The sequence below is a fragment of the Parahalioglobus pacificus genome, assembly GCF_014652275.1.
Classification (GTDB): Bacteria; Pseudomonadota; Gammaproteobacteria; order Pseudomonadales; family Halieaceae; genus Parahalioglobus; species Parahalioglobus pacificus.
On sequence record NZ_BMYM01000001.1, the window covers coordinates 1,564,273 to 1,585,019 of the forward strand.

20 protein-coding genes are annotated in these 20,747 nt (G+C 56.0%); 8 read left to right on the plus strand and 12 right to left on the minus strand.

Annotated features, from left to right (window positions below; translation table 11 throughout):
• Nucleotides 1–44 precede the first annotated feature (44 nt).
• Complete coding sequence (gene gltX / locus IE089_RS07110; protein WP_189476673.1) at nt 45–1,526, minus strand: glutamate--tRNA ligase; 1,482 nt, start codon at nt 1,524–1,526, stop codon at nt 45–47.
• A 420-nt stretch (nt 1,527–1,946) separates the two neighbouring features.
• Between gltX and IE089_RS07115 the strand changes: the two genes are divergently transcribed.
• The gene (locus tag IE089_RS07115) at nt 1,947–3,902 is read left to right on the plus strand and encodes a GGDEF domain-containing protein (RefSeq protein WP_189476674.1); all 1,956 of its coding nucleotides are present in this window, start codon (nt 1,947–1,949) and stop codon (nt 3,900–3,902) included.
• 2 nt (nt 3,903–3,904) lie between these two features.
• Here the strand turns inward: IE089_RS07115 and IE089_RS07120 are convergent, their stop codons facing one another.
• The 3 genes from IE089_RS07120 to IE089_RS07130 are packed head-to-tail and all read right to left on the minus strand — an operon-like array spanning nt 3,905 to nt 6,999.
• A complete protein-coding gene (locus IE089_RS07120) occupies nt 3,905–4,675 on the minus strand; it encodes an SDR family oxidoreductase (RefSeq protein WP_189476676.1) in 771 nt (256 codons plus the stop codon).
• Nucleotides 4,672–6,138: an aldehyde dehydrogenase family protein gene (locus IE089_RS07125; protein ID WP_229802627.1), complete on the minus strand. Its 1,467-nt coding sequence runs from the start codon at nt 6,136–6,138 to the stop codon at nt 4,672–4,674. The genes IE089_RS07120 and IE089_RS07125 overlap by 4 nt, the downstream gene beginning before the upstream one ends.
• Before the next feature lie 6 nt (nt 6,139–6,144).
• A complete protein-coding gene (locus tag IE089_RS07130; RefSeq protein ID WP_189476678.1) occupies nt 6,145–6,999 on the minus strand; it encodes an NAD(P)-dependent oxidoreductase in 855 nt (284 codons plus the stop codon).
• 102 nt (nt 7,000–7,101) lie between these two features.
• Here IE089_RS07130 and IE089_RS07135 point away from each other — a divergent pair, with 102 nt between their 5' ends.
• Genes IE089_RS07135 through IE089_RS07145 form a run of 3 tightly spaced genes read left to right on the plus strand, consistent with a single transcriptional unit; the run spans nt 7,102 to nt 9,253 of the window.
• Nucleotides 7,102–8,124, plus strand: coding sequence for a MarR family winged helix-turn-helix transcriptional regulator (locus tag IE089_RS07135; RefSeq protein WP_189476680.1), 1,023 nt, complete (start codon nt 7,102–7,104; stop codon nt 8,122–8,124).
• Between the two features lie 20 nt (nt 8,125–8,144).
• The gene (locus IE089_RS07140) at nt 8,145–8,888 is read left to right on the plus strand and encodes a sterol desaturase family protein (protein ID WP_189476682.1); all 744 of its coding nucleotides are present in this window, start codon (nt 8,145–8,147) and stop codon (nt 8,886–8,888) included.
• Nucleotides 8,885–9,253, plus strand: a complete 369-nt coding sequence (locus tag IE089_RS07145) for a carboxymuconolactone decarboxylase family protein (protein ID WP_189476684.1) — start codon at nt 8,885–8,887, stop codon at nt 9,251–9,253. The genes IE089_RS07140 and IE089_RS07145 overlap by 4 nt, the downstream gene beginning before the upstream one ends.
• A 19-nt stretch (nt 9,254–9,272) precedes the next feature.
• Here IE089_RS07145 and IE089_RS07150 read toward each other — a convergent pair whose 3' ends face one another.
• Both IE089_RS07150 and IE089_RS07155 read right to left on the minus strand, forming a co-directional pair.
• Complete coding sequence (locus tag IE089_RS07150) at nt 9,273–10,586, minus strand: energy transducer TonB (protein WP_189476686.1); 1,314 nt, start codon at nt 10,584–10,586, stop codon at nt 9,273–9,275.
• 59 nt (nt 10,587–10,645) lie between these two features.
• Nucleotides 10,646–11,548: a fatty acid desaturase family protein gene (locus IE089_RS07155; RefSeq protein ID WP_189476688.1), complete on the minus strand. Its 903-nt coding sequence runs from the start codon at nt 11,546–11,548 to the stop codon at nt 10,646–10,648.
• A 115-nt stretch (nt 11,549–11,663) separates the two neighbouring features.
• Here IE089_RS07155 and IE089_RS07160 point away from each other — a divergent pair, with 115 nt between their 5' ends.
• Nucleotides 11,664–12,677 carry an AraC family transcriptional regulator gene (locus IE089_RS07160; RefSeq protein WP_189476690.1) on the plus strand — a complete coding sequence of 338 codons (1,014 nt, stop codon included), beginning with the start codon at nt 11,664–11,666 and terminating at the stop codon, nt 12,675–12,677.
• On the opposite strand, the gene IE089_RS07165 is transcribed toward IE089_RS07160, so the two are convergent.
• Entirely contained in the window at nt 12,674–13,216 is a 543-nt protein-coding gene (locus IE089_RS07165; protein WP_189476692.1) for a lipid-binding SYLF domain-containing protein, read from the minus strand. The two genes, IE089_RS07160 and IE089_RS07165, sit on opposite strands and share 4 nt — an antisense overlap.
• A 132-nt stretch (nt 13,217–13,348) precedes the next feature.
• On the opposite strand from IE089_RS07165, the gene IE089_RS07170 reads away from it, so the two are divergent.
• On the plus strand, nt 13,349–13,759 hold the full coding sequence (locus IE089_RS07170; RefSeq protein WP_189476694.1) for a secondary thiamine-phosphate synthase enzyme YjbQ: 411 nt from the start codon (nt 13,349–13,351) through the stop codon (nt 13,757–13,759).
• Nucleotides 13,760–13,775: 16 nt separating this feature from the next.
• Here IE089_RS07170 and IE089_RS07175 read toward each other — a convergent pair whose 3' ends face one another.
• The 3 genes from IE089_RS07175 to IE089_RS07185 all read right to left on the minus strand — a co-directional run bounded on the left by IE089_RS07175 (nt 13,776) and on the right by IE089_RS07185 (nt 15,974).
• Complete coding sequence (locus tag IE089_RS07175) at nt 13,776–14,222, minus strand: NfeD family protein (RefSeq protein ID WP_189476695.1); 447 nt, start codon at nt 14,220–14,222, stop codon at nt 13,776–13,778.
• Nucleotides 14,222–15,166, minus strand: coding sequence for an SPFH domain-containing protein (locus IE089_RS07180; RefSeq protein ID WP_189476697.1), 945 nt, complete (start codon nt 15,164–15,166; stop codon nt 14,222–14,224). Before IE089_RS07180 ends, IE089_RS07175 begins: the two co-directional genes overlap by 1 nt.
• Nucleotides 15,167–15,263: 97 nt before the next feature.
• A complete protein-coding gene (locus IE089_RS07185) occupies nt 15,264–15,974 on the minus strand; it encodes an SIMPL domain-containing protein (RefSeq protein ID WP_189476699.1) in 711 nt (236 codons plus the stop codon).
• Between the two features lie 150 nt (nt 15,975–16,124).
• Here IE089_RS07185 and IE089_RS07190 point away from each other — a divergent pair, with 150 nt between their 5' ends.
• A complete protein-coding gene (locus IE089_RS07190; protein ID WP_189476700.1) occupies nt 16,125–17,330 on the plus strand; it encodes an iron-containing alcohol dehydrogenase in 1,206 nt (401 codons plus the stop codon).
• On the opposite strand, the gene IE089_RS07195 is transcribed toward IE089_RS07190, so the two are convergent.
• Nucleotides 17,327–18,235, minus strand: a complete 909-nt coding sequence (locus tag IE089_RS07195) for a DUF1295 domain-containing protein (protein ID WP_229802628.1) — start codon at nt 18,233–18,235, stop codon at nt 17,327–17,329. The genes IE089_RS07190 and IE089_RS07195 overlap by 4 nt on opposite strands.
• A gap of 105 nt (nt 18,236–18,340) precedes the next feature.
• Here IE089_RS07195 and IE089_RS07200 point away from each other — a divergent pair, with 105 nt between their 5' ends.
• The gene (locus tag IE089_RS07200; protein WP_189476702.1) at nt 18,341–19,531 is read left to right on the plus strand and encodes a phytanoyl-CoA dioxygenase family protein; all 1,191 of its coding nucleotides are present in this window, start codon (nt 18,341–18,343) and stop codon (nt 19,529–19,531) included.
• Between the two features lie 13 nt (nt 19,532–19,544).
• Here the strand turns inward: IE089_RS07200 and IE089_RS07205 are convergent, their stop codons facing one another.
• Nucleotides 19,545–20,732, minus strand: a complete 1,188-nt coding sequence (locus IE089_RS07205) for a glycosyltransferase (RefSeq protein WP_189476704.1) — start codon at nt 20,730–20,732, stop codon at nt 19,545–19,547.
• Between the last annotated feature and the right edge of the window lie 15 nt (nt 20,733–20,747).

A 20,747-nucleotide genomic window follows, 5' to 3' on the forward strand; every position in this document is an offset into this window, starting at 1 on the left:
GCGCCATGCGCTGTACCGTATAGAGGACGATGCGATGCCGGCACTTACAGCGTCTGGTATTCCTTCTCCAGCCGTTTCATTGCCTTCTTCGATACCCCGCCCAGCACGTCGAGTGCATGACGCAATCGCGCGCGGCTCATATCGGGACCCAGAATTTCCATAGAATCGACAACCGAGAATGACGCGCTGGTTCCAGCAACGGCAACAAACAGTGGCGCAAGGAAATCACGCACCTTCACACCCAGTGCATCGGCTAACCCTTTGAGGTCATCCCACAACAGGTCACGCTCCCACTGCCGTTGGGCCTCCAACTTCCACAGAGAAAACTGTATCCATTTCAGTAACTCTTCTCGCTCAGCCTTAACATCGTCAAAACTTGCTTCGGTCAGTGGCAGGGTTCCCGATACCAGGAAGCTAGCCAGGGGCGCAAAGTCGCTCAATGTCTCCATGCGCTTCTGGGCATGAGGCAGCACCTTGGACAACATCGACGGGTTGTAGGCCCAGTCCACTAGGCGCTGTGCCAGCTGCTCTTCGGTCAAATCGTCTCGTATCCAAAGCCCATTGAGCCAACGCAGCTTCTCAACATCAAAGATAGGCCCGCCCAGCGACACACGCTGAACGTCGAAATTGTCAAGCATCTGCTGCAAGGAGAATTTTTCACTCTCATCAGGCATGGACCAGCCCATACGCCCCAGGTAGTTCAGCAGCGCCTCCGGCAGAAAACCCATGCGCTGGTAGTACAGGATACTGGTGGGGTTTTTCCGTTTGCTGAGCTTTGATTTATCCGGGTTACGCAGCAGTGGCAGGTGACACAGCACTGGCATATCCCAGCCAAAGTATTCGTAGAGTAGTTTGTGCTTGGGCGCAGAGTTGATCCACTCTTCACCACGCAATACATGGGTAATGCCCATCAGGTGGTCGTCCACCACATTGGCGAGGTGGTACGTCGGCATCCCATCGGATTTCAGCAGGATCTGTGCATCCACCATGCTCCAATCCAGTTCGATGGTGCCGCGCAACAGGTCGTCCACTGCGCAGCTACCTTCCTCATCGGGCACCATCATGCGTATCACATAAGGCTCACCCGCAGCGGCCCGTTTGGCCACCTCATCTTCCGGCAGCATAAGATCGGCCGGCTTGAGCGCGGTGCTGTTTCCGGCTTCCCGACGTGCATTGCGTAACTCATCCAGCTCTTGTGCCGTTCGATAACACAGAAACGCTTTACCGGCCTCCACCAATTGCATCGCGTACTCGCCGTACAGCTCCATCCGTTCACTCTGCCGATACGGGCCGTGTTCGCCACCTACGTCTGGGCCTTCATCCCACTCCAGACCAAGCCAACGCAGTGAGTCGAGAATGGCCTGCTCTGACTCGGGCGTGCTACGCGCCTGATCAGTATCCTCAATCCGCAATAAAAACTGACCTCCGTGGGCGCGGGCAAAACATAGATTGAACAAGGCGATATAGGCGGTGCCCACATGGGGGTCGCCCGTGGGGGACGGAGCAACTCTAGTGCGTACCTTCATAAAGCATCATTACCGAATAAGGTTTTGGGCGCGGCAGTATACGTACGTTTCACGGCTTTTCCCATTACCCGAAGCCCCACTGCAAAAGGGGTGTGCGCACGCACATCGCATCGCCAATGTCCATTATGTCAGCCATCGGGTGTCAGCTGTCGCTGACCGCCAATCGAGCATACTCCCTGCGATCTGGCTCATCCCGGCACTACCAGCATCACTTTGAACTCATGGCTCAGAGGGCCACTCTGCTTTTGCGACCCTGCTGCACCGCGCTGACCAGCCAGGCGCCAACAGTCTTTATACGGCAGTCAGCAAAAAGGTGACTGAGAGAAAAATGCTGTTATCCAGTCGGGAAAGTAATCAGAGATTCATAGCCTGCCAAGTGGTACCCTCGCCGATTGCTTTCATTTCTCCTTTGACGTGTTGATGACAAATCTCTCTTTCTTTGAAAGTAAGCAGCGCTGCCAGTCGCTCGTTCACATAAATCGTGGATGGGCCATCGCAGTTCTGTCACTTGTGAGCGTATTGGTATGCAATCCAGTCGTTGCCTCGCTCACAACTCAACAAGTCGATGAAATTGGCGATCTAGAGACAAGGAATGCCTTGGATGCATTCGAATCGACACTCGGTGATAAGTTCTCGGAACCCCGCGAGCTGGGTAAGGCCCTGCTTCTTCTCGGTAAGGCATGGGAAGGCATAAACGATTTCGATACCGCGCTCACTCGTGCAAATAGCGCCGTTGAGCTCTTGGAACCCCTGGGCACTTCAGCCCTACTTATAGAAGCTCTGCAGGATCGTTCTTATTACCTGTACGTCACCACAGGCGAGCGATCTTCATATTGTCCAGACAGAGAGCGAACGGTAGAACTTTCGCGCGAGCTCGAAAATCAACGCCTGTTGGTTGGGCAGTTAATTCGTCGCTCTTTTTGCTTTGACGGTGACGACTTAGCACTTGGCCTGAGAGACCTGGAGGAAGCGCTTCAGATCACCGTAGACTTTGAGCTAGGCGACGAAGCGCTAGCGATGGTAGCGAATGCTAGAGGAAATTTATTCCGCAGCGTTGAAATACACGACCGCGCTTACAGCGCATACGCTGATGCACTAAAAATTTGGAGCGCCAAAGACGACACAACAGACGAGTTCAACATGCTGCATGCCTTGGCAGGTGAAGCGATTCAAATGGGAGCGTGGGAGCTCGCCGAGGTTCACATTAAAAGCATGTTTACGATCGACGAAGAATTCGGTTCTGACACCACAGATTTCAAATTCTTCGCCTGGTTTAATGAATCAAGGATGCAATTGGCCCGGCGCAATTACGGAGAAGCAGCCTCAGCAATTGATAATGCCCTGAATCTTTCACATACCACCACCGAACGAAAATTCGTGCGCGACGCCTTATTGATCAGCGCTGAGGTGCACCTAATGAGCGGTGATATCGAGCGAGCGCAGAAATACCTTTCCGATTATCTCGGTTTAGCTGACCATGAAAGCGACCCCATTTACCGAATATTAGAGGATTTATCGTCGTCATTGGAAAAGGTCGATGTTAGTGGCGTACTCACTGCGATGGTCACCTTGCGAGCAACTGAAGCCGAGCAAGTATATGCCGCTAATAACGCTCGTCGCAGACTCCTAGCTGCTGCTCATGAAAACGAGTCCGAAAGATTACGCGCTGAAATATTGCAACGTGAACTAGCGCTCAGTGAAAGGGGGCTTGAGGTGGCAGACGCACAAGCCAAGCTATCGCGGCAAGCCACTACTATCGCCTCGTTGGGGTTTTTACTTGCCGTCGCAGCCTCAGCTTGGCTAGCCAAATCGCTACGCCTGAATCGAAAGGCTGCGCACACGGACTATCTCACCGGAATCGCAAATCGTGGGCGTATCTTCAAGCTTGGATTCACTTTGCGTGACAAGATGAAGAGGAAGGGCCGTGCATTTTCGGTTGTGATGTTTGATCTAGATCATTTCAAGGGCATTAACGATACCCAGGGCCACGCAATGGGTGACGAAGTTATACGGAAAACCGTGGAGGCTGCTCAATCAGTACTTCACGGTGGTCAAGTGCTCGGTCGACTAGGTGGCGAAGAGTTCATCGCGTTGCTCCCGGGTGCGGACAAAGAAGAAGCAATTCTAGTGGCAGAGAATATCCGTGCTGCGGTTGAAAGTGCTGACTGCACCTACGGTCAAAAAAACCTAACGGACTTTACCGTCAGCATCGGTGTCGCAACTTTGGAGGCGGAGGACAACTTTCAACAGCTCGTCAATCGAGCCGATTCAGCGCTGTACTCCGCCAAATCGGCCGGAAGAAACCGGGTAAGGTTTGCCGATTCCATCCCTACCTATTCAACCGGTAATCACGTAACGCGACGAACGCCGCGATAGCGTTACGGTTCACCTAATTTCGGCGCCCGCTTATTTGGCCTCAATTCCAGCAGATCAACTGCAGTACCGGGTGGCTGCGTTAAGCAAAATACGGCCGCTTTCGCCACTTGCAGAGCTTCCATTCCTACGTCCATATGCGGCCCGTTTTCGTGCCACGCCGCCAAGCTCTCACGCAAGGCTTCATCATCCCAACTGTCAGCAAATGTCGTCCATGCGCCACCGGGCCGCACACAACTTACTCCAATATTGCGAGTTTGTAGCTCCTCCCTAAGGTCACGGGTGAACCTCTCTACAGCTGCTTTAGTGGCCGCATACACCGATAGATGACTCATCTCGTCATAATGCCAGGCAGATGCTGAAGAGATGTTTACGATGCGCGGATTCGGTGCATCTTTCAGAAGAGGTATGGCGGCCTGGCTGGCTAACACAGTGCCGATAAAGTTTGTGTCGATCTGAAGCCGGAGGTCGGTGCTTAATATCGAGTCTATCGCCGCGGGCCTTGCGAGGCCTGCGTTATTGATCAAAGCGTCAAAGCGCCCAAAATGCTCTGCGATAGACGTAAGTGCGGCAGCAACAACGCCATCAGTGCCCACATCACCCGCCACACATACGACGTTATCATCACCCAATTCTGCCGCGGCTTTAGCCAATGAATCTTGGGTGCGGCCAATGAGACCCACCTTTGCACCGAGGCTAATCAATTGCCTGGCGATTTCTAGGCCGAATCCGCGAGAACCACCGGTAATTGCAACAACAGAGCCCTGCATGTTCATGCCCGCACCCCAATAGCGATGGTTTTAGTTTCCAAGTACTCCTCAAAGCCTTCAGGCCCCATTTCACGGCCAATGCCGCTCTGCTTGTAGCCGCCGAAAGGCACATCCGGCGAGTAGTAATTGCCACCATTTACCGTGACCGTGCCCGCGCGCAATTGATGCGCCACCGCCAAGGCCCGATCACCGTCTGCTGACCACACGCCCGCGGACAGCCCATACTCGCTGTCATTCGCAATGCGGATGGCATCGGCCTCATTCTCGTAAGGAATCACAACCAACACCGGCCCAAATATCTCTTCACGCGCAATCCGCATGTCGTTGTTCACGTCCACGAAGACCGTGGGCTCAACGTAATACCCTTTGTCTAACTGAGCGGGCTTACCACCACCCAGTAATAGGCGTGCGCCCTCCTTCTTACCGAGGGAGATGTAGTCCAGCACGCGCTGCTGCTGCTTTGCATTGATCAGCGGCCCCATAATCTGACTGTCAGAACTGGGGTCCCCATATTCAATAAACGTGAAGTAACTCTGTAGCAATTCCTCTACTTCGGTCTGGCGGTCAGCAGGGATCAACAGGCGCGTTTGGATGGCGCAGCCTTGACCTGCATGGAAGCACACCGCCAGGCAAGACAGCAGGCTCTGTGAGAGATCCGCATCATCAAGCATGATGTTGGCTGACTTACCGCCCAGCTCCAGAAAGACTTTTTTCACCGTATCGGAAGCCAGCGACATGATGCGCTTGCCGACCCCGGTGGAGCCGGTAAACGAGATCATGTCCACACGGGGGTCGCACACCAGTTGCTCACTTACTGTCACTGGATCATTGGCCGTAATCACGTTAAAGATGCCAGGTGGAATGTCCGTGTGTTTAGCCACGACCTCGCCGAGCATCGCTGCTGCAAACGGTGTATCGGGTGCCGCTTTGAGTACCACCGCACAACCGGCAGCCAGCGCAGGTATGCACTTTGCCAGATTGATCTGCAGCGGGACGTTCCATGGCGTAATACAGCCGACCACGCCAATCGCCTCCTTGACCACATAGCGCTGCGAACGCTGCCCCAAGGGTTCCGCAATACCAACATCACGACGCCAGCTGAAGCCAGGCAACTGCTCCAGCGTGTAGTCGAGAAAGGTGATCGGCACATCACACTGGGGGCCACTTGCACCACAGATACCCATCGGTGCGCCCGTCTCAGCGCTGATCAGTTCACGCAGCTCATCATTCACGGCCAGCAAACCGGCCTTGAGTTGTTGCAGACAAGCCAGCCGAAACTCAGGATCGTTACGCCAGCGACTGGTATCGAAGGCCTCGCGCGCGGCTGCAATGGCCCGGTCCATATCCGTAGGGCTTGCGTCGGCGGCATCACCCGCCGGGGCCTCAGTAGCTGGCGCTAAGTTTTCGAATCGCGCGCCGCCTTCGGCCTCACACAACTCCCCATTGATCAGCAGCTGACTCTTAAACACGGTTACTTATGCCTTGTTCATAAACAATGAATACACCTTTTCGCGCAATGCCCGCGTCGACGGAAGATCAATACCCGCTTCGTCGGCACTACCTAACGCACAATCCAGATCCTTCTCTCCGAGGCTTCCAAAAGGCCCGAATATGGCCTCCATCTCGTCAGCCGAGCAGCTCGCCGAGAGCGCGTTTCGGTTGCTGATGAACTGGAACATTGCCTCGCTGACGACCCCGTTGGATTTGCCAACCTCGCGCAGTAACTCCGCGCTAAGACCGCCGGACTCGGCCAGGCGTGTCGCCTCTGACATCGCCATGAAACTGGCATAGGTCATCATGTTGTTGCACAACTTGAGTAACAGGCCACTGCCAACGGGACCCGCATGAATCACAGTGTCTGCGGACGTATTGAAGACCGGTTTAGCCGCTTCGAATACTTGTGATTCGGCGCCCACCATGTAGCACAGGGTGCCCGCTTCAGCGCCCTGCGCGCCCCCTGAAATCGCGGCATCAAACAGATGAATACCCTCTGCCTGCGCATCCGCGTGCCAGCGATTGAGGGCCGGGAGCGTTACTGTGGAATGAATCGCAATAGCAGATCCGGCGGCGCAATTGGCGAGCAAACCCTGGCCGCCGTACAAAATCGCGTCAACCTGGTCGTCATCCCGCACGCAAACGCCGATATGCTTTGCCGACCGAGCCAGTTCAGCGATTGAGGCGCTGGCGGAAGCACCAAGAGCGACAAGCTCGGATACGGCCTGCGCGTCAATGTCGTACACCGACACATCGAAATCGCCACCCAGTAAGTGTTTTGCCGCCGGCTTACCGATATTACCAAGCCCAATGTAACCCACTGATTTAACGCTCATACGCTACCTGATCCTCGCCGTCGGTTTGCGGCAGTCTAGGAAGCACACGATTGACTGTCAAGGCTGTTTGACGGGTGGTCAACATAGACTTACTATTTATCCATGTCACCCCGAACCCTGCCTGAATCTGTGCGCCAGCGCTACAGCGACAACATCGCCCGTCATGTCCTGGGGATCGCGCGCTTTGGCCGCAGCTACATCATGGAATCGCTGCTGGAACAGGGCGATTTTAGCGGCTTACAGCTGGGGTACGAGCCTTACATCGCCGCGCTGGCCAATCACCCCATGCGCCTGGTGGATATCGCCAGACAGCTCGGAATCTCACGCCAGGCTGCGGGTCAAACCATGGCACAGCTCATCAAGGCAGATCTGATACAGCAACGCCACGACCCCAAAGACGGACGAGCCAAGCAACTCGTGCTCACACAACAGGGTAAAGAGCTGGCAAAGCAGGGCCGCTGCCTGGCATCGGCGCTGGAAGAGCGTTTCGTGGAACAACTGGGGCAGCGCAACGTGGCGTTGTTGGAGCGCTGCACCCATGAGCTATGCCAGAGCCATGCTGAACAGCAAGGGCAGGCTCTGTTGGCAGCTGGCGTGCTGGCCGGAGATCTGAATCGCCTCGCTGACTATACCGAGCGCACACTCATGCACCTCACCATGGCGCTGGGACATCCCGGGCTGAAGCTGTCATTCGGCCAGGTGCTGTCGGCGATTGGCCCTATGGGTGGACGCATACAGCAGATCGCGCAGCTTCAGGGCGTCAGCAAACAGGCCATCAGCGCTGTTGCCTCAGAGCTCGAGACCTTGGGCTACATCTATCGCGACACTGACCCGCTCGATGCCAGACAAAAAGTACTGCAGTTCACGCCCAGAGGCGTTCGTCTGATAACGGACTCAGTGAGCAGTGTCGACAAGTTGTCTGAGCAGTGGCAACAGGCATTAGGCGCTGGACGTTACCAACGGTTTACCAGTGCCCTGAGACGGCTTTACGCAGCACTCAAGATCGAGGGCGAGCTATTCACCGGCGAGACCGATCAGGAAGTAGCGCGCATTGCACAGCAGTTACAGGCGGCGCTGGGCGCAGCCCGGGCCAGGCAACTGGGGCAGCTACTACTACAGCCTTAACCTAAAGGAGAGAGAAATACATGATGGAGACGGCAGCATTAGTGCTGGATCATTACCAATGGCAAGCGGCTCTGATTAGCCTACTCGGCATCATCGTGCTGACAAAGGCGGGCAAATTTTTTGTGTTCAAGGTGCCAGCACTGGCCCAGTCGCGCAGCGATAACCGCGAGCAGGACAAACTCAAGTTAGCCAAGAGTAAGTATCCGCCCATTGTGAAAGACAATCAGCGGGTAGGTCTGTACTGCAATCTCGTTTTCTTCCTGATACTGCTTCCCTTTTGCAGCACGCTAACGTGGCCGCAGTGGTGGCAAGTGCCTGTGAACGTCCTCCTGATTCTACTGGTGTATGATTTTTTCTATTACCTGATGCACCGTTTTCTATTTCACGGGCAAGGGCGTTTCCGTCAGGTGCACGCGTTACACCATCAGGCGCGAAAGCCCACCTATATCGACGCCCACTACGTTCATCCCACAGAAACCGTGATGGGCCTGAGTCTGTTCTTTGCCACTATTGTGGGATTGGCACTTCTGCAGGGACCATTCCACGTGCTGACGATAGTCCTGGTCTATGTCGCCTATGTGCAGCTCAACCAGATCAACCATACCTATATTCAGTTGCCCTACTTTCCGTTTCGGCATCTGACTCAGATAACCGTGGATCACCACACTCACCACGAGAATATGCACAAGGGCAACTACGCCTCCATCACCATGCTGTACGACCGCCTGTTTGGTACGTACGAGAAACCGGGGACACCACGATGACTGACAACAACCGTCGCCAGCGCGGCGAAGAAATGCTGAGAGATGTCTATGCCGGCGCAGTAGAACCACCGCCCGAGGGCTACGCCTTTACGGATGTCATGCTGGAGCAATTGTTTGCAGAGGTATGGACCCGCGACACATTGTCTATGCGCGACAAGCGCTTGCTGCTCATTGGCATCATCGCAGAGAAAGGCGAGGCCACCACCATGAAAATTCAGGTGAAGGCATCACTGCAACGTGGAGAGATAACACCGGAGGAAGCTCGGGAACTCTTACTGTTCATCGCGCCCTACGCTGGCTATCCGCGCGCCGCCGCCATGCTGGGTCCGATAGAGGAAGCCATCGCCGAAGTCCATACCGACTAAGCGCGTAAGCGCGTGGACGTCAGTCCAGCAGATGGTACTGACGCTCTACCCCCAACACGCCTTCGGGGATGCCATTTGACCAACGGGGCCGGAAATGGGTCTCACGCAGCATGCGCAACATGCGAACGTCTCTGCCCTCTACAGAGGCCTGCACCACCTCGGCATTGCGCACGTCGCCGCGCTGCGACAGATCGAATCGTACCGTCAGTACCGAAGGGCCAGCCTCAGAATCAATCACCGGTGCGCCAAACCAGATTTCTTCTTCGTCGGGCAGTGCCACTGGCTCGTGTAACCAGCGCTGTAACAATTGCTCCTCGCCGCCTTCTCGCAGCAACCTGACCGACTCTCGATAGGCTGTGTCTGCACTTTTGTAACGGCTGTTCCACTGGCACCAGTCACCGAGCTCACGGTAGAGCGCTGCGCGCTCCGCATAGGGTTGCTCACTTGCTGCCTCTATCAATTGATTCAAAAGGTTCTCGCCTTCAACGGCGCCACTGAGCTCCAGTCGCTCCATGCGATGGCGCACCCAGTCTCCTGAACTGCCTCGGCCCCCGTGGTTGTACCCCGACGTCAAACCGTCAAGCTGGCTCTCCACCGGCTCCATGCCCAGCAGCAAGTACAAGTTATAAAGTTGGCTGAGACTGAGCGCGCGAAGTCGTTCATAAATGACTTGCTCTTGCGCCAGCAACTCCTCCAATAGGCGCTGATTGGTCAGATACGCCTGAACCATTCGGCTACGTGCCGTACCGTCCATTCCGCTGTTATGGGCTTCGCGTTGCCATTGAAGGTATTCGAGGCTCACTGTTTGCGCGTCTTCACCGGCTTCCTTGCCGAGATTGTACAGACGGAACATGTACTCCCAGGATTGATCCAGCATGCGCATCTCATCGGCGTCACGGTACGCCTGCATCAGGGCACGCAGAATGGGTAGCTGCTGTTTGCTGGTAAGGCCATCGTTGATGCGAGACACGTGCAGCGCCTGCTGCAATACGCGGATCGCATCCTCGTGGTCACCCTGGCGCTGCAAATACGCAGCCTTGTTGTAGAGCGGCTCCACAAGCCCTTGACCGTAAGGGCCACCTAGCTGCTCTTCATCGTCTAAGCGGGCGTCGAAGGGAGCGGCCTTCTCGGAAGCCGGCATCGCATCCACGTCCGCCGCCTCATCCCCACCGGCATCGCCGTCACTCTGGCCAGGCGCCTGCGGCAGCGGGTGTAACTCTGTGGGTGCTGTGTATAGCTTGAAGTCGCGGCCAAACAACGCAGGCAAGTGCGCCTGAGCAGCTGTCACCTGCACGAGAAAAATGATGAAGAGTAGCGAAACCCCGCGCTGCACCTGTCTTTACCCACCCCACCGGACCGAAGTAAACAGTCTAGGGCAGGCTGCGCGGTCTGTCAGCGAGAGGCGTTGGAATAATGAGATGCTGGAGAGCGATCAGCCGCACCCAAATAACGAATCGGCGTTCCATTGGCACGCATGGCCGGCTCAATGCGATTGAAGAGCCGTTGGTACTGGTAAAACGGTACACGAGGGAACAGATGATGGATGGCGTGGTAGTTCTGAAACAACCACAGGCGTGTCATGATGGCATTCAATCCAGCTGGTGCAATAACGACGCCGGTATCGACATAACGCCCCATACGGTCATAGGGCTTATGCACCAAGAAGGCAAAAAAAAGCGCGATCAACCAGATGGAGGCCATCGCAGAACCTAGAAACAGCGCCAACGACACCCAGGGGTTAATAAACAGCATTAACAGTCGAAGCCCTGTCGCGATACCTATCTCCACACACAAAATCGTGTTCTGTTTAAAGTGACCAGCACTCCATCGATGCTTGAAATAGTAGGTGTATTGGGTTGCCACACCCTGAATCATTACGCGCACAGCAGCCAGTGGTGACGCCAACAAATTCGCCACGTGGTGATCAGGGTCATTGTTGGGCTGGTTAGTATGACGATGATGCGCCAGATGCTCGTGACGGTGCGCGGTCAGTGGAATGGCCATTACCGTGGCAGCCAAATAGCCGCACCCCTCATTGACCCAGCGCAGTGATGAACGTCCGCCAGCGATAGAACCGTGCACAGATTCGTGTAATACAGTGTATGAAAGATAAGCGGCGAGACTCATGATCAGCAGCGCTACCCAACCGTTGAGTAACTCGCTGTAAACCAGTATGGGTGTCACCCAGTAAGTCGGCACCGCCACAAGACACAACAGCACGGTCGGCCAGGCAAAGCTGCCCATGTAGTCTTTGGCCGCGAGTTTCGCCGCCTTGTCATCGGATGCCTGTTTCATCGCGCATACTCTTTTCGTCAATGTGGGCACAGAGTGCCTGTTTGCCGATTGCGGTGTGACAGGGAAGCCCGCCAATTTCGTGTCATTTATCGCCATCCTATGACACTATGGCGTAATGCTGACATTAAGCCCTATATACGCACGCTATGTAGCACAGGCCGTGAACCGCGCGGCGCTGAGCGAGGAGGCCTTGTTTGCGGGCACAGGCATTACCTCAAAGTCCCTGCGTGAATGTAGCGAGATCGAGCTTGATGCATTCAATCGTTTACTAGAGAACGGGCAGGCATTATTGGGCACAGATCTGGGTCTGTTGATTGGCAGTCAAGCCAACCTAATGACACTGGGCGAAGTCGGTGTTGCCGTAGCCGCTGCCCCCACGCTGAGGGAAGGCCTGCAAGCCACCGCTACCTTCTCGCGCCTGCATGCGGCGCAAATCCACGCGGTGCTGGTCTCAACACCGCAGGGGCTGAGCCTACGCATGAATTTTGTGGAACCCATGGGTGACGTCGAGCGGCTGCATGCGGAGAGTGGCGCTCTGCTTTTGCAGTCGTATGCCGCAATGATCAGTGGCCAACGCGTGAATACCGTGGAGTACCGATTCCACTTCTCTCGACCGGATTACTACTGTCGCTACGCGACCTTCTTCGATGGGCCGGTGAGCTTTGACTGGGCGCAGAGCTCGGTAGAAATCCCGACGCAAGCGTTGGATGCGCCTTCCCCGTATTATCAACCTGAGCTCTGGCGCCAATCGCAGTTAAGGCTGCAGGGTGCTCTGCGGGAGTTCAGTATTCATTCTCGCGAAACCTATACGCACCATGTACGCGCATTCTTTCGCTCCAGCGCACTGCCGCTGCCGCAGTTGACGCAAGTTGCCGCGCAGCTCGCCGTCTCTGAGCGGTCGCTGAACCGGCACCTCAATCATGAGTCCAGCTCTTTCAGGGAGTTGCGCCACGGCGTCATGAAAGAGTGGGCGGAATACTACTTGGGGGAGACATCGACCAGTGTCGATGCAATTGCAGCAACGCTGGGCTATCAGGAACCCAGCAATTTCAGGCGCGCTTTCAAGCGCTGGACGGGGCAAACGCCGGGCGAGTTCAGACGGCTACGGCGAAAAGACTCTGATGTCTAATTGAGATCCTTGTCAGCCCAGAACTTTGTGCCCTGCAATGTCGCCTGAAGAGCCACTCCTGCGTCGGTCATTTGGTAGATCTTCGTGCCGGGCATGGCTGTAACGGCCGTTTCCATACCGGCGCCCTCGCTCTCTGATTCGAGGTTGGCATCTGCCTGAGCAGAGAAGTCCCACCCCTCTTGCTGGAACGTGTCCAAAGCCTCATCAGTCTGGAAAATGAAAATTGCACTGAAGCTCTTCACCCCCATGCCCCAGCCACCACCGGCAGAGAACATTTTCATGTAGGTTTCCTTGCCTGTACGGTTATCGTGGAGAATGCCACCCCCATTGCCAGTAGATACCACCAGCACATTAATACCTGTATTGGAGAATACGGCGTAGCCCTTGGCGGACTGTAGTTCTGCCTTTGCACTCGGCTGCTCAGCGTACAGTTTCTGAAGTGAATCCGCTCTAGCTTTCTGCAGCTCTTTGCGCTGCTCATCTGCAGACTTTTTGTCGCCAAACAGCGCGTGGACCTGCACAGAACCCAGCATTAACATCGCGCTAATGATGAATCCTGCTGTAGTTACCAGAGATTTACCTTTGATCGCGGCCTTCCCCTAAATCGGTCTGGTTTTCCGGGCACTGCCTTTTACAATGACAGCACGCGAGCCTATCAATATCGGATGCACATGATCACAGAAGTCGCCATCAATGCCAACGGCCAGGGTTTACACAGCATCACCACCAGGATTCAGTCCGCTTTGAGCTCAGCCACCCATGGCGAGGGGTTGTGCACCCTGTTTCTGCAGCACACATCAGCCAGCTTATTGATTCAGGAGAACTACGACGACAGTGCCCGAATTGACCTAGAGCGCTGGCTGAATCGTTTGGTCCCGGAGAACGACGCGCTTTACACGCACACCCTCGAGGGGGCAGACGATATGCCCGCGCACATCAAAACGGCGCTGACAGCGACGCAGCTATCCATTCCTTTCCGGGATGGCCAGCTGATGCTGGGGACATGGCAGGGCATTTATTTGTGGGAGCATCGCCACGGAGCCCAACAACGCCGCGTTCTTCTGCACATTGCAAAGGATTAGGCCCAGTACCCGCGCATCAGTTTACTGCGTCAACCCGCAGCGTCATGCCTTCTGTGCCGATCACGCGAACGCTTGAGCCTTTTGTCAACGCTGAGTCTGACACCACATGCCAGCGGGTATCGTTAATCATCACAGAACCCGAGCCATCCACATCAGTATCCAGCACAAAGCGGGTGCCGACTAACTGCGCAGCACGGTTATTTAACAGAGGGCTATCCGTCTGCTGGTTCACACCTTTGAAGACACGGTGATAAGCCACAGTCAGTACTACCGCCAACAGGCCAAACACCGTTACCTGCCAGTGCCAGACCAGCGTTGGCATCAGCCAAAGCAATAAGGAGGTCACCAGGCTTGCCAGGGCGATACCAATAAAAAAGCCTGTGCTGGCCAGCACCTCCAGTGTAAGCAGCGCCAAGCCCAATACCAACCAGTGCCATGCTTGCAGGGCGATGAGGGTTTCCATCAGCCGTTCTCCCCCCTGTTTGCAGACCCTTTATTGAGCGCAGACTCGTTAACAATGTCGGCGATACCAGCCACGGAGCCGATCACGCTGGCTGCCTCGAGCGGAATCATCATGACCTTGTTGTTATCAGACGCCGCGATCTGTCCCAGGGCTTCGGTGTATTTGGTAGCAACAAAGTAGTTAAGCGCCTGCGGATTACCCGCCTCTATCGCATCACTGACTACTTGCGTTGCCCTTGCCTCCGCCTCGGCCAGTCGCTCGCGCGCCTCGGCTTCTCGCTTGGCGGCCTCAAGTTGTGCCTCAGCCGCCAGTATTTGCGCGCGTTTCTCGCCTTCAGCCACCTGAACGGCAGCTTCCCGTTGGCCCTCCGCCTCAAGTATCTGCGCCCGCTTGTCGCGCTCGGCTTTCATCTGTCTGGCCATTGCGTCCACGAGGTCCGCAGGCGGAGTGATGTCCCTGATCTCGATCCGAGTCACCTTGATACCCCAGGGGTTTGTCGCTTCATCAACCTTTATCAGCAACTCCGCATTGATGCGGTCGCGCTGAGACAGCATTTCGTCCAGTTCCAGTGAGCCGAGCACAGCACGGATATTGGTCATAACCAGATTCTGCATAGCGCGCTCGCGGTCATTGACCTCATACGCCGCTTTTTCGGGTTCCTGTACCTGGTAAAAGCACACCGCGTCGGTAGTAACCATCGCGTTATCACTGGAGATCACCTCTTGAGGCGGGATATCCAACACCACCTCCATCATGTTAAGTCTCTCACCGATTCGATCGATGTAAGGCACGATAATATTGAGGCCTGGCCCGAGCGTTTTGGTATACCGGCCAAAACGCTCCACGGTCCAGTTATAGCCCTGGGGCACAATCTTTGCGCCCGCCAAGACCGTGATGATAGCCAACGCCAGGAACGCGAAGGCACCCATGCCAACTCCATCCATAATCACTCCCTACTCTTTCAGTCGGTTGTATAACCACAGCATAGCAGCCACCGGTGAGTTAGCTTCAATCGGCCATCCGGGCAATGTATAGCACTCGCTAGTAGTCCAGTGCGAAGATCACGCTCACCTGTGCACGCACGGTCAAATCAGCTGCATTAAAGCTCTTAGCCGATGCATCGGCCATTTCCATAGCGGCCGCGCGCATGCGGGGTACCGCTGGCGGTCTTGACCCGGAGCTGGTGATGGACTGCGCGCGCCCCAGGTCAGCCCCCGCGGCCGCCGCAAGTACCTCAGCGTTGGCTTGGGCATTGGCGAAGGCCAGCTTGAGTGCCTGACGGTGCACCGCTTCACGTTCACTGGCATCCAGCACCGGTGGCGACATTCCACTTACGCCGGCTTCGCCTGCCTGTTCAAGCAGCGTGCCTAACTTAGCCAGGTCGAGCAATTCGATCGTAATATCGCGACTGACTTCATAGCCGACCAACTGCTGCCGCTCCTCCTTTTCGTTCCAGCGATAGCGTGGACTGGCCGAAGCGCTAGTTGTGTTGATATGGGTTTTCTCGACCCCTAGATCCTGGGCAATCTTCAGCACGCTGTTCACCGTTTCAGCCACAACCTGCTGTGCCGCAGCCACGGAGTCGGCGCGATGCGATGCCGTCATGGACACTCGTGCCATATCCGGTGCCAGCCTGAGGTCAGCACTACCACTCACACTCACACTGGGTTGCGGCTGTTCTTCAGCCACCGTTACCAGACTCGTCATCCCTGCGCACAGCGCCAAGCTTGCTATCAATAATCGTAAGGCCATTGTGGATCTCCCGAGTAAAATTGAGTTAATCATAGACTGTGACAGACGCGAGGATAAAGGTTCCACTACCGGTTCTGGTCACGGGCCAAGCGATGTGCGAGTCTTTGACTCTTCGCATCTTGATTAGCACATCAAAATAAGAGGTTCCCCATGCCCGCGTTCTATAAGGAATGGTTCTACAAAGCAAAGCGCAGTCTTACTGCTACTGTGATTACCAAGCCCCAACCTAAAGCATTGGTATTCACCGGCGCAGACTCGGTGAAGGAACTGTGCAATACCATCGCGCAGTTTGGCGCATCCCGTGTACTCATTGTGACCGACAAGCCGCTGGTTGAACTGGGTGTCCTGGACTCCACGATCAGTGCCCTGGAAAGCCATGGCGTGAGCGCAACCATCTACGACGGCGTGCTGCCCGACCCGACCCAGAAAGTCGTGGACGACGGCCTTGCCGTATTGGCACAGAGCGGCTGTGACGCGGTATTGGCTTTTGGCGGTGGGTCCTCTATCGATGCCGCCAAAGTGATCGCCCTGGCAGCAGCAAACCAGTGCAAGGCGGAAGATTGTTTGGGGTTGAGGCAATGCAAAGAACCCGCACTTCCCTTCTTTGCTGTACCCACCACCGCCGGCACAGGTTCGGAAGCGACCATGATTGCGGTTATTTCTGATAACGAAACCCACGAGAAAAATGGCGTTATCGACCCGGCGCTGATTCCCAAAGCGACGGCGCTCGATCCCGTCATCATGCAGGGCCTACCGGCCCACATTACCGCTGCAACAGGTATGGACGCCCTGACCCACGCGATAGAGGCGTACATCGGTGTCTGGGAAGTGCCTGAGACAAAGTACTACTGCCTGAGCGCGATCAAACTGATATTCGACAATCTGCCCATGGCCTGCTCTGACGGCAGTAACCTCGCTGCGCGCGAGGCGATGGCGCACGCTTCCTACTATGGCGGGTTGGCGATCACCAATGCACTGGTGGGCTATGTTCACGCGGTATCGCACAATCTCGGCGCCAAGTACGGCGTGCCGCATGGTCTGGGCAATGCGATGGTATTGCCGCATGTGCTGGAGTTGATGAAGGACGTGGCCGCGCCCAAGTTTGCGGAGATTGCCCGGCATGTGAACCTGGGCAACGAAGGTGATTCAGATGCGGCGTTGACCGAGGCACTGATCACTCACGTTAAAGCGCTCAATGACACCATCGGCATTCCAGAAACTACAGACGTGATCAAGGAAGCCGACATCAAGGACCTCGTGGACGCTGCCCTCAAAGAGGGCAGCGGTTACCCCACACCCCGCTTCCTGGAGCGGGCAGAATGCGAGACCCTTATCCGCAGCCTGATGGCTGCCTAGACGCGCGGCTTGGGCGGCCAGGGAATCAGCATAGAGACACGATCAATCACCTGCTGATACTCCGGTCGCCGCTCCAGTGAACGCTTCTCCATCATGGGGATGCTGGCAAAGACAAACATCAGGGTCATCGCAATGATGCCGATGCTGTGCCAATACCAGCCCTGCGGGTAAGCGGCCAAGCCGAACAGAAACAGGCCAAACCACAGTCCCAGTTCGCCAAGGTAGTTGGGGTGGCGAGACCAGGCCCAGAGTCCCGTATCCAAATGCTGCCCCTCTCCACGCTGGGCGACAAAATCATGCAATTGAAAGTCTGACAGCATCTGCAGGGTGATAGCCGCAAAGGTCACTATGAATGCTACCCAGTCCAGCCAGTTCAACGGCGCTTCACCCAGACAGTACACCGCATAGACGGGGAGCATGCCGGCAAAAACCTGCAGGGTAGGAAATAGGTGGACGCCAAAAAGATCGGTAAAGACAGCCACTTTGGGGGCCTTTTCACGGAGCATGCTGTAACGCCAGTCCTCGTGATGCATACCCTCCCAGTAGTAGGCCCAATTCAATGTGAGGCGGGTCGCCCAGTACAGTATCAGGCCGATCACCATCAGGCCGCGTGTCGGGTCAATCGCGATATCTGATACGGCAAACCAGTACAAGGCGAGAAAGGGGGGAATCACGGTCCAGTAGGCGTCATAGAAGCTGGAATTCGCGTAAAAGCGACTGAACATAAAGATCACCAAAGTGGCGATGATGTCCGCGTAAAACGCGTCCGCCAGAGGACTGCCATCCAGCGCGTAAAGACTGGCACCGCCCAAAAACAAAGCGACAACGTAGGCGATGGTAATACGCACCAAACCTTCGGCTTTGGTCATGGTCTCGCTCTCGTGGGCGTGGTCTGCGTCTGTCATGGCTGGCTCTCCCTATGCCGGCTGCACCTGCGCGCCAGTGTACAACGTGTGAAATCCAATCGGCTATTGCTATGCTGGGTCCATCGTCCACACGTCCATACCGATATGAACACAGACTCGTCAGCACCCCTTCCAAACCCAAGCGTATTTCACCGAGACACTCTGGGTGCTCGACTTCGTGAGGCCGACGTCCCCGTCATCGCCAAGGCTGCAATGCCCCACGGCTCTATCGGGTTTACTCTGGTTGATGCCGGTTACAGCGTGAGCTATTACCCCTCGGAACAGGGCATTGAAATCCGCGAAGACGACAAGGCGGATACGCTAATCGCGTTAAGTGCGGAAAATTGGTGGGGCATTGTCAAAGACCTGGAGACAGCGCCGGCGCTGATCTATGGCGGGCGCCTGAGCGACGGCTGTCGAGGTGACGTGGTGCAATTCATGCACTGGGAGCCCATGCTACGCAGCCTTTACACAGGGCTCCCGTTGTATCCGGCTGACCACGCGCTGTTACTGACCGATCAGGGCGGTGAGGCGCTAAACCTCTTGCAGCGTTTCACCCTCGAGCGTGACGACATGACGCAGATGCGACACTACCTCAATACAACGGGGTATCTGTTGCTGGGTGATGTGTTCGGCGAAGCTGAGGTCAAAGAGATGGTCGCCGCCGGCGACACCCTGCGCCATGCAGCTACCGAAGATGACCAGTCGTCCTGGTGGGGCAAGGATCGCGAGGGAAATGCCATCGTCACGCGTGTACTCAACGGTGGTGATCATCCCTATCTTCACGCCCTGGCGTCCGATCCGCGAATCGCCGCCATGCAATCGCTGATGCCACCGGGCCTCAAGGGGGAAAACCCCGATGATATCGACGCCGTCACAGTACTGTTTAAAACGCCCGAAATGGTAGAGGGGCTTTCGGACTTACCCTGGCACCGCGATTGTGGCATGGGCGGTCACGCGGTGATGTGCCCCGTGATTAACCTGAGTATCTATCTGGCTGACGCGACACCGGCATCCGGTGAGTTGCGATTCCTTCCAGGATCTCACCGATACGCCACCCCCAATCCCGGGGAGGACGACGGTATCTCTATTCCCGCCAAAGCCGGCGATGTAACACTGCATTTCGGGGACGTCATGCATGGGGCGCCTGCGCCGCAAGGCACCACTGGCCCGTTTCGCAGCAGCATATTGCTGTCTTTCAAGCCTGACTTCGAGAACCATCGTGGCGACCGCCACTACAACGATGTGCTTCTTGACGATGGCGACGGATTCGTCTCGGCGTTACCGGGAAAATAGGCCCGTCGCCAGTCTAATCAACCGCGGCGAGCGTTTTTGGCTTTTGCTGCGAGGGATCTTCCTTGCCAGCAACACGGCGATAAATCGCCAACAATTCCTCGGCGGAGCGTTGATGCGTCATACGCGCTGCCTGTTGGTGATTGACCTGAGCTGAGGCGAGGCGCTCTCCCGGGTTGGAGAGGAAAAACTCAATGCGTCTGCGCAGGTCGCGCACATCCGGAAACGCAAATAGCGAGTGTGGATCACTGGCCAAATCTCTGGCAGCACTGGCGGCAGAATCAGCGACAATAATAGGCAGGCTGTGCGCCATCGCCTCCAGCACTGACATGCCCTCCAGCTCACTTTCCCCCGCATGCACAAACAAATCGGCCTGCTGATAAAGCGCTATGAGTTCCTCATCGGTTGGCTGGAGAAACTCCACCGGGTAAGGCATCTGTTCAGCCTGACGGCGCAGCCGTTGTTCCCTGGGCCCAGCGCCCACCAGGGTCAGTGTGACGCGGTTGGCGTACTCGCTGGCAGCGAGTGCATCCATGATCAGGTCCTGGCGCTTTTCACCGCTGAGACGCCCCACAGACAATATGCGGAAAGGCCTGGCACTATCCGCCTCGGCGATGCGTTGAGGTACGTACAAAAGATCGGCGGGAACGCCATTGGAAATCACACTCACGGGGCCCGGGTAGCCACCTTCGCGCAGCAGACCGCTGGCGAACAAGGACGGGGCAATCACCGCGGCGCTGTGCCTATAGTGAAAGTGCATCCACGTTTTGAAAATCAGAGACTCCAGCCAACGGCCGCGCATACCCAGGTTTCTCAGCAGGTTTTCGGGCTGCACATGAAAGGAGGACAGTACAGGGATTCCCATTTCACGAGCGACAGTAATCGCGGCGCCGGCGATAAAGAACGGGTACTGCACATGCAGCAAGTCACAGCCCCTCAGTAGCTCGCGAATCCGCTCTCGCTGGGGAATGCCCAGCGGCGACTTCATGCGGCTCATAATGTGATTTACACCAGGGATCGAAAGCCGCGGAAAGCTGGCAACCCGCGGGTTTGCGTCGGCCGCTGTTTCCTGAGCCTCGGTGGCTAAAACCACGAATTCATGCCCCTGGTCAGCAAGGGCTTTTACGAATCTGCGGGTGGAGACAACGGTGCCGTTGAAAGGGAAATCCCAGGGATCGAGAACGATGGCGACTTTAAGTGACATTCACTGCCTGACGCT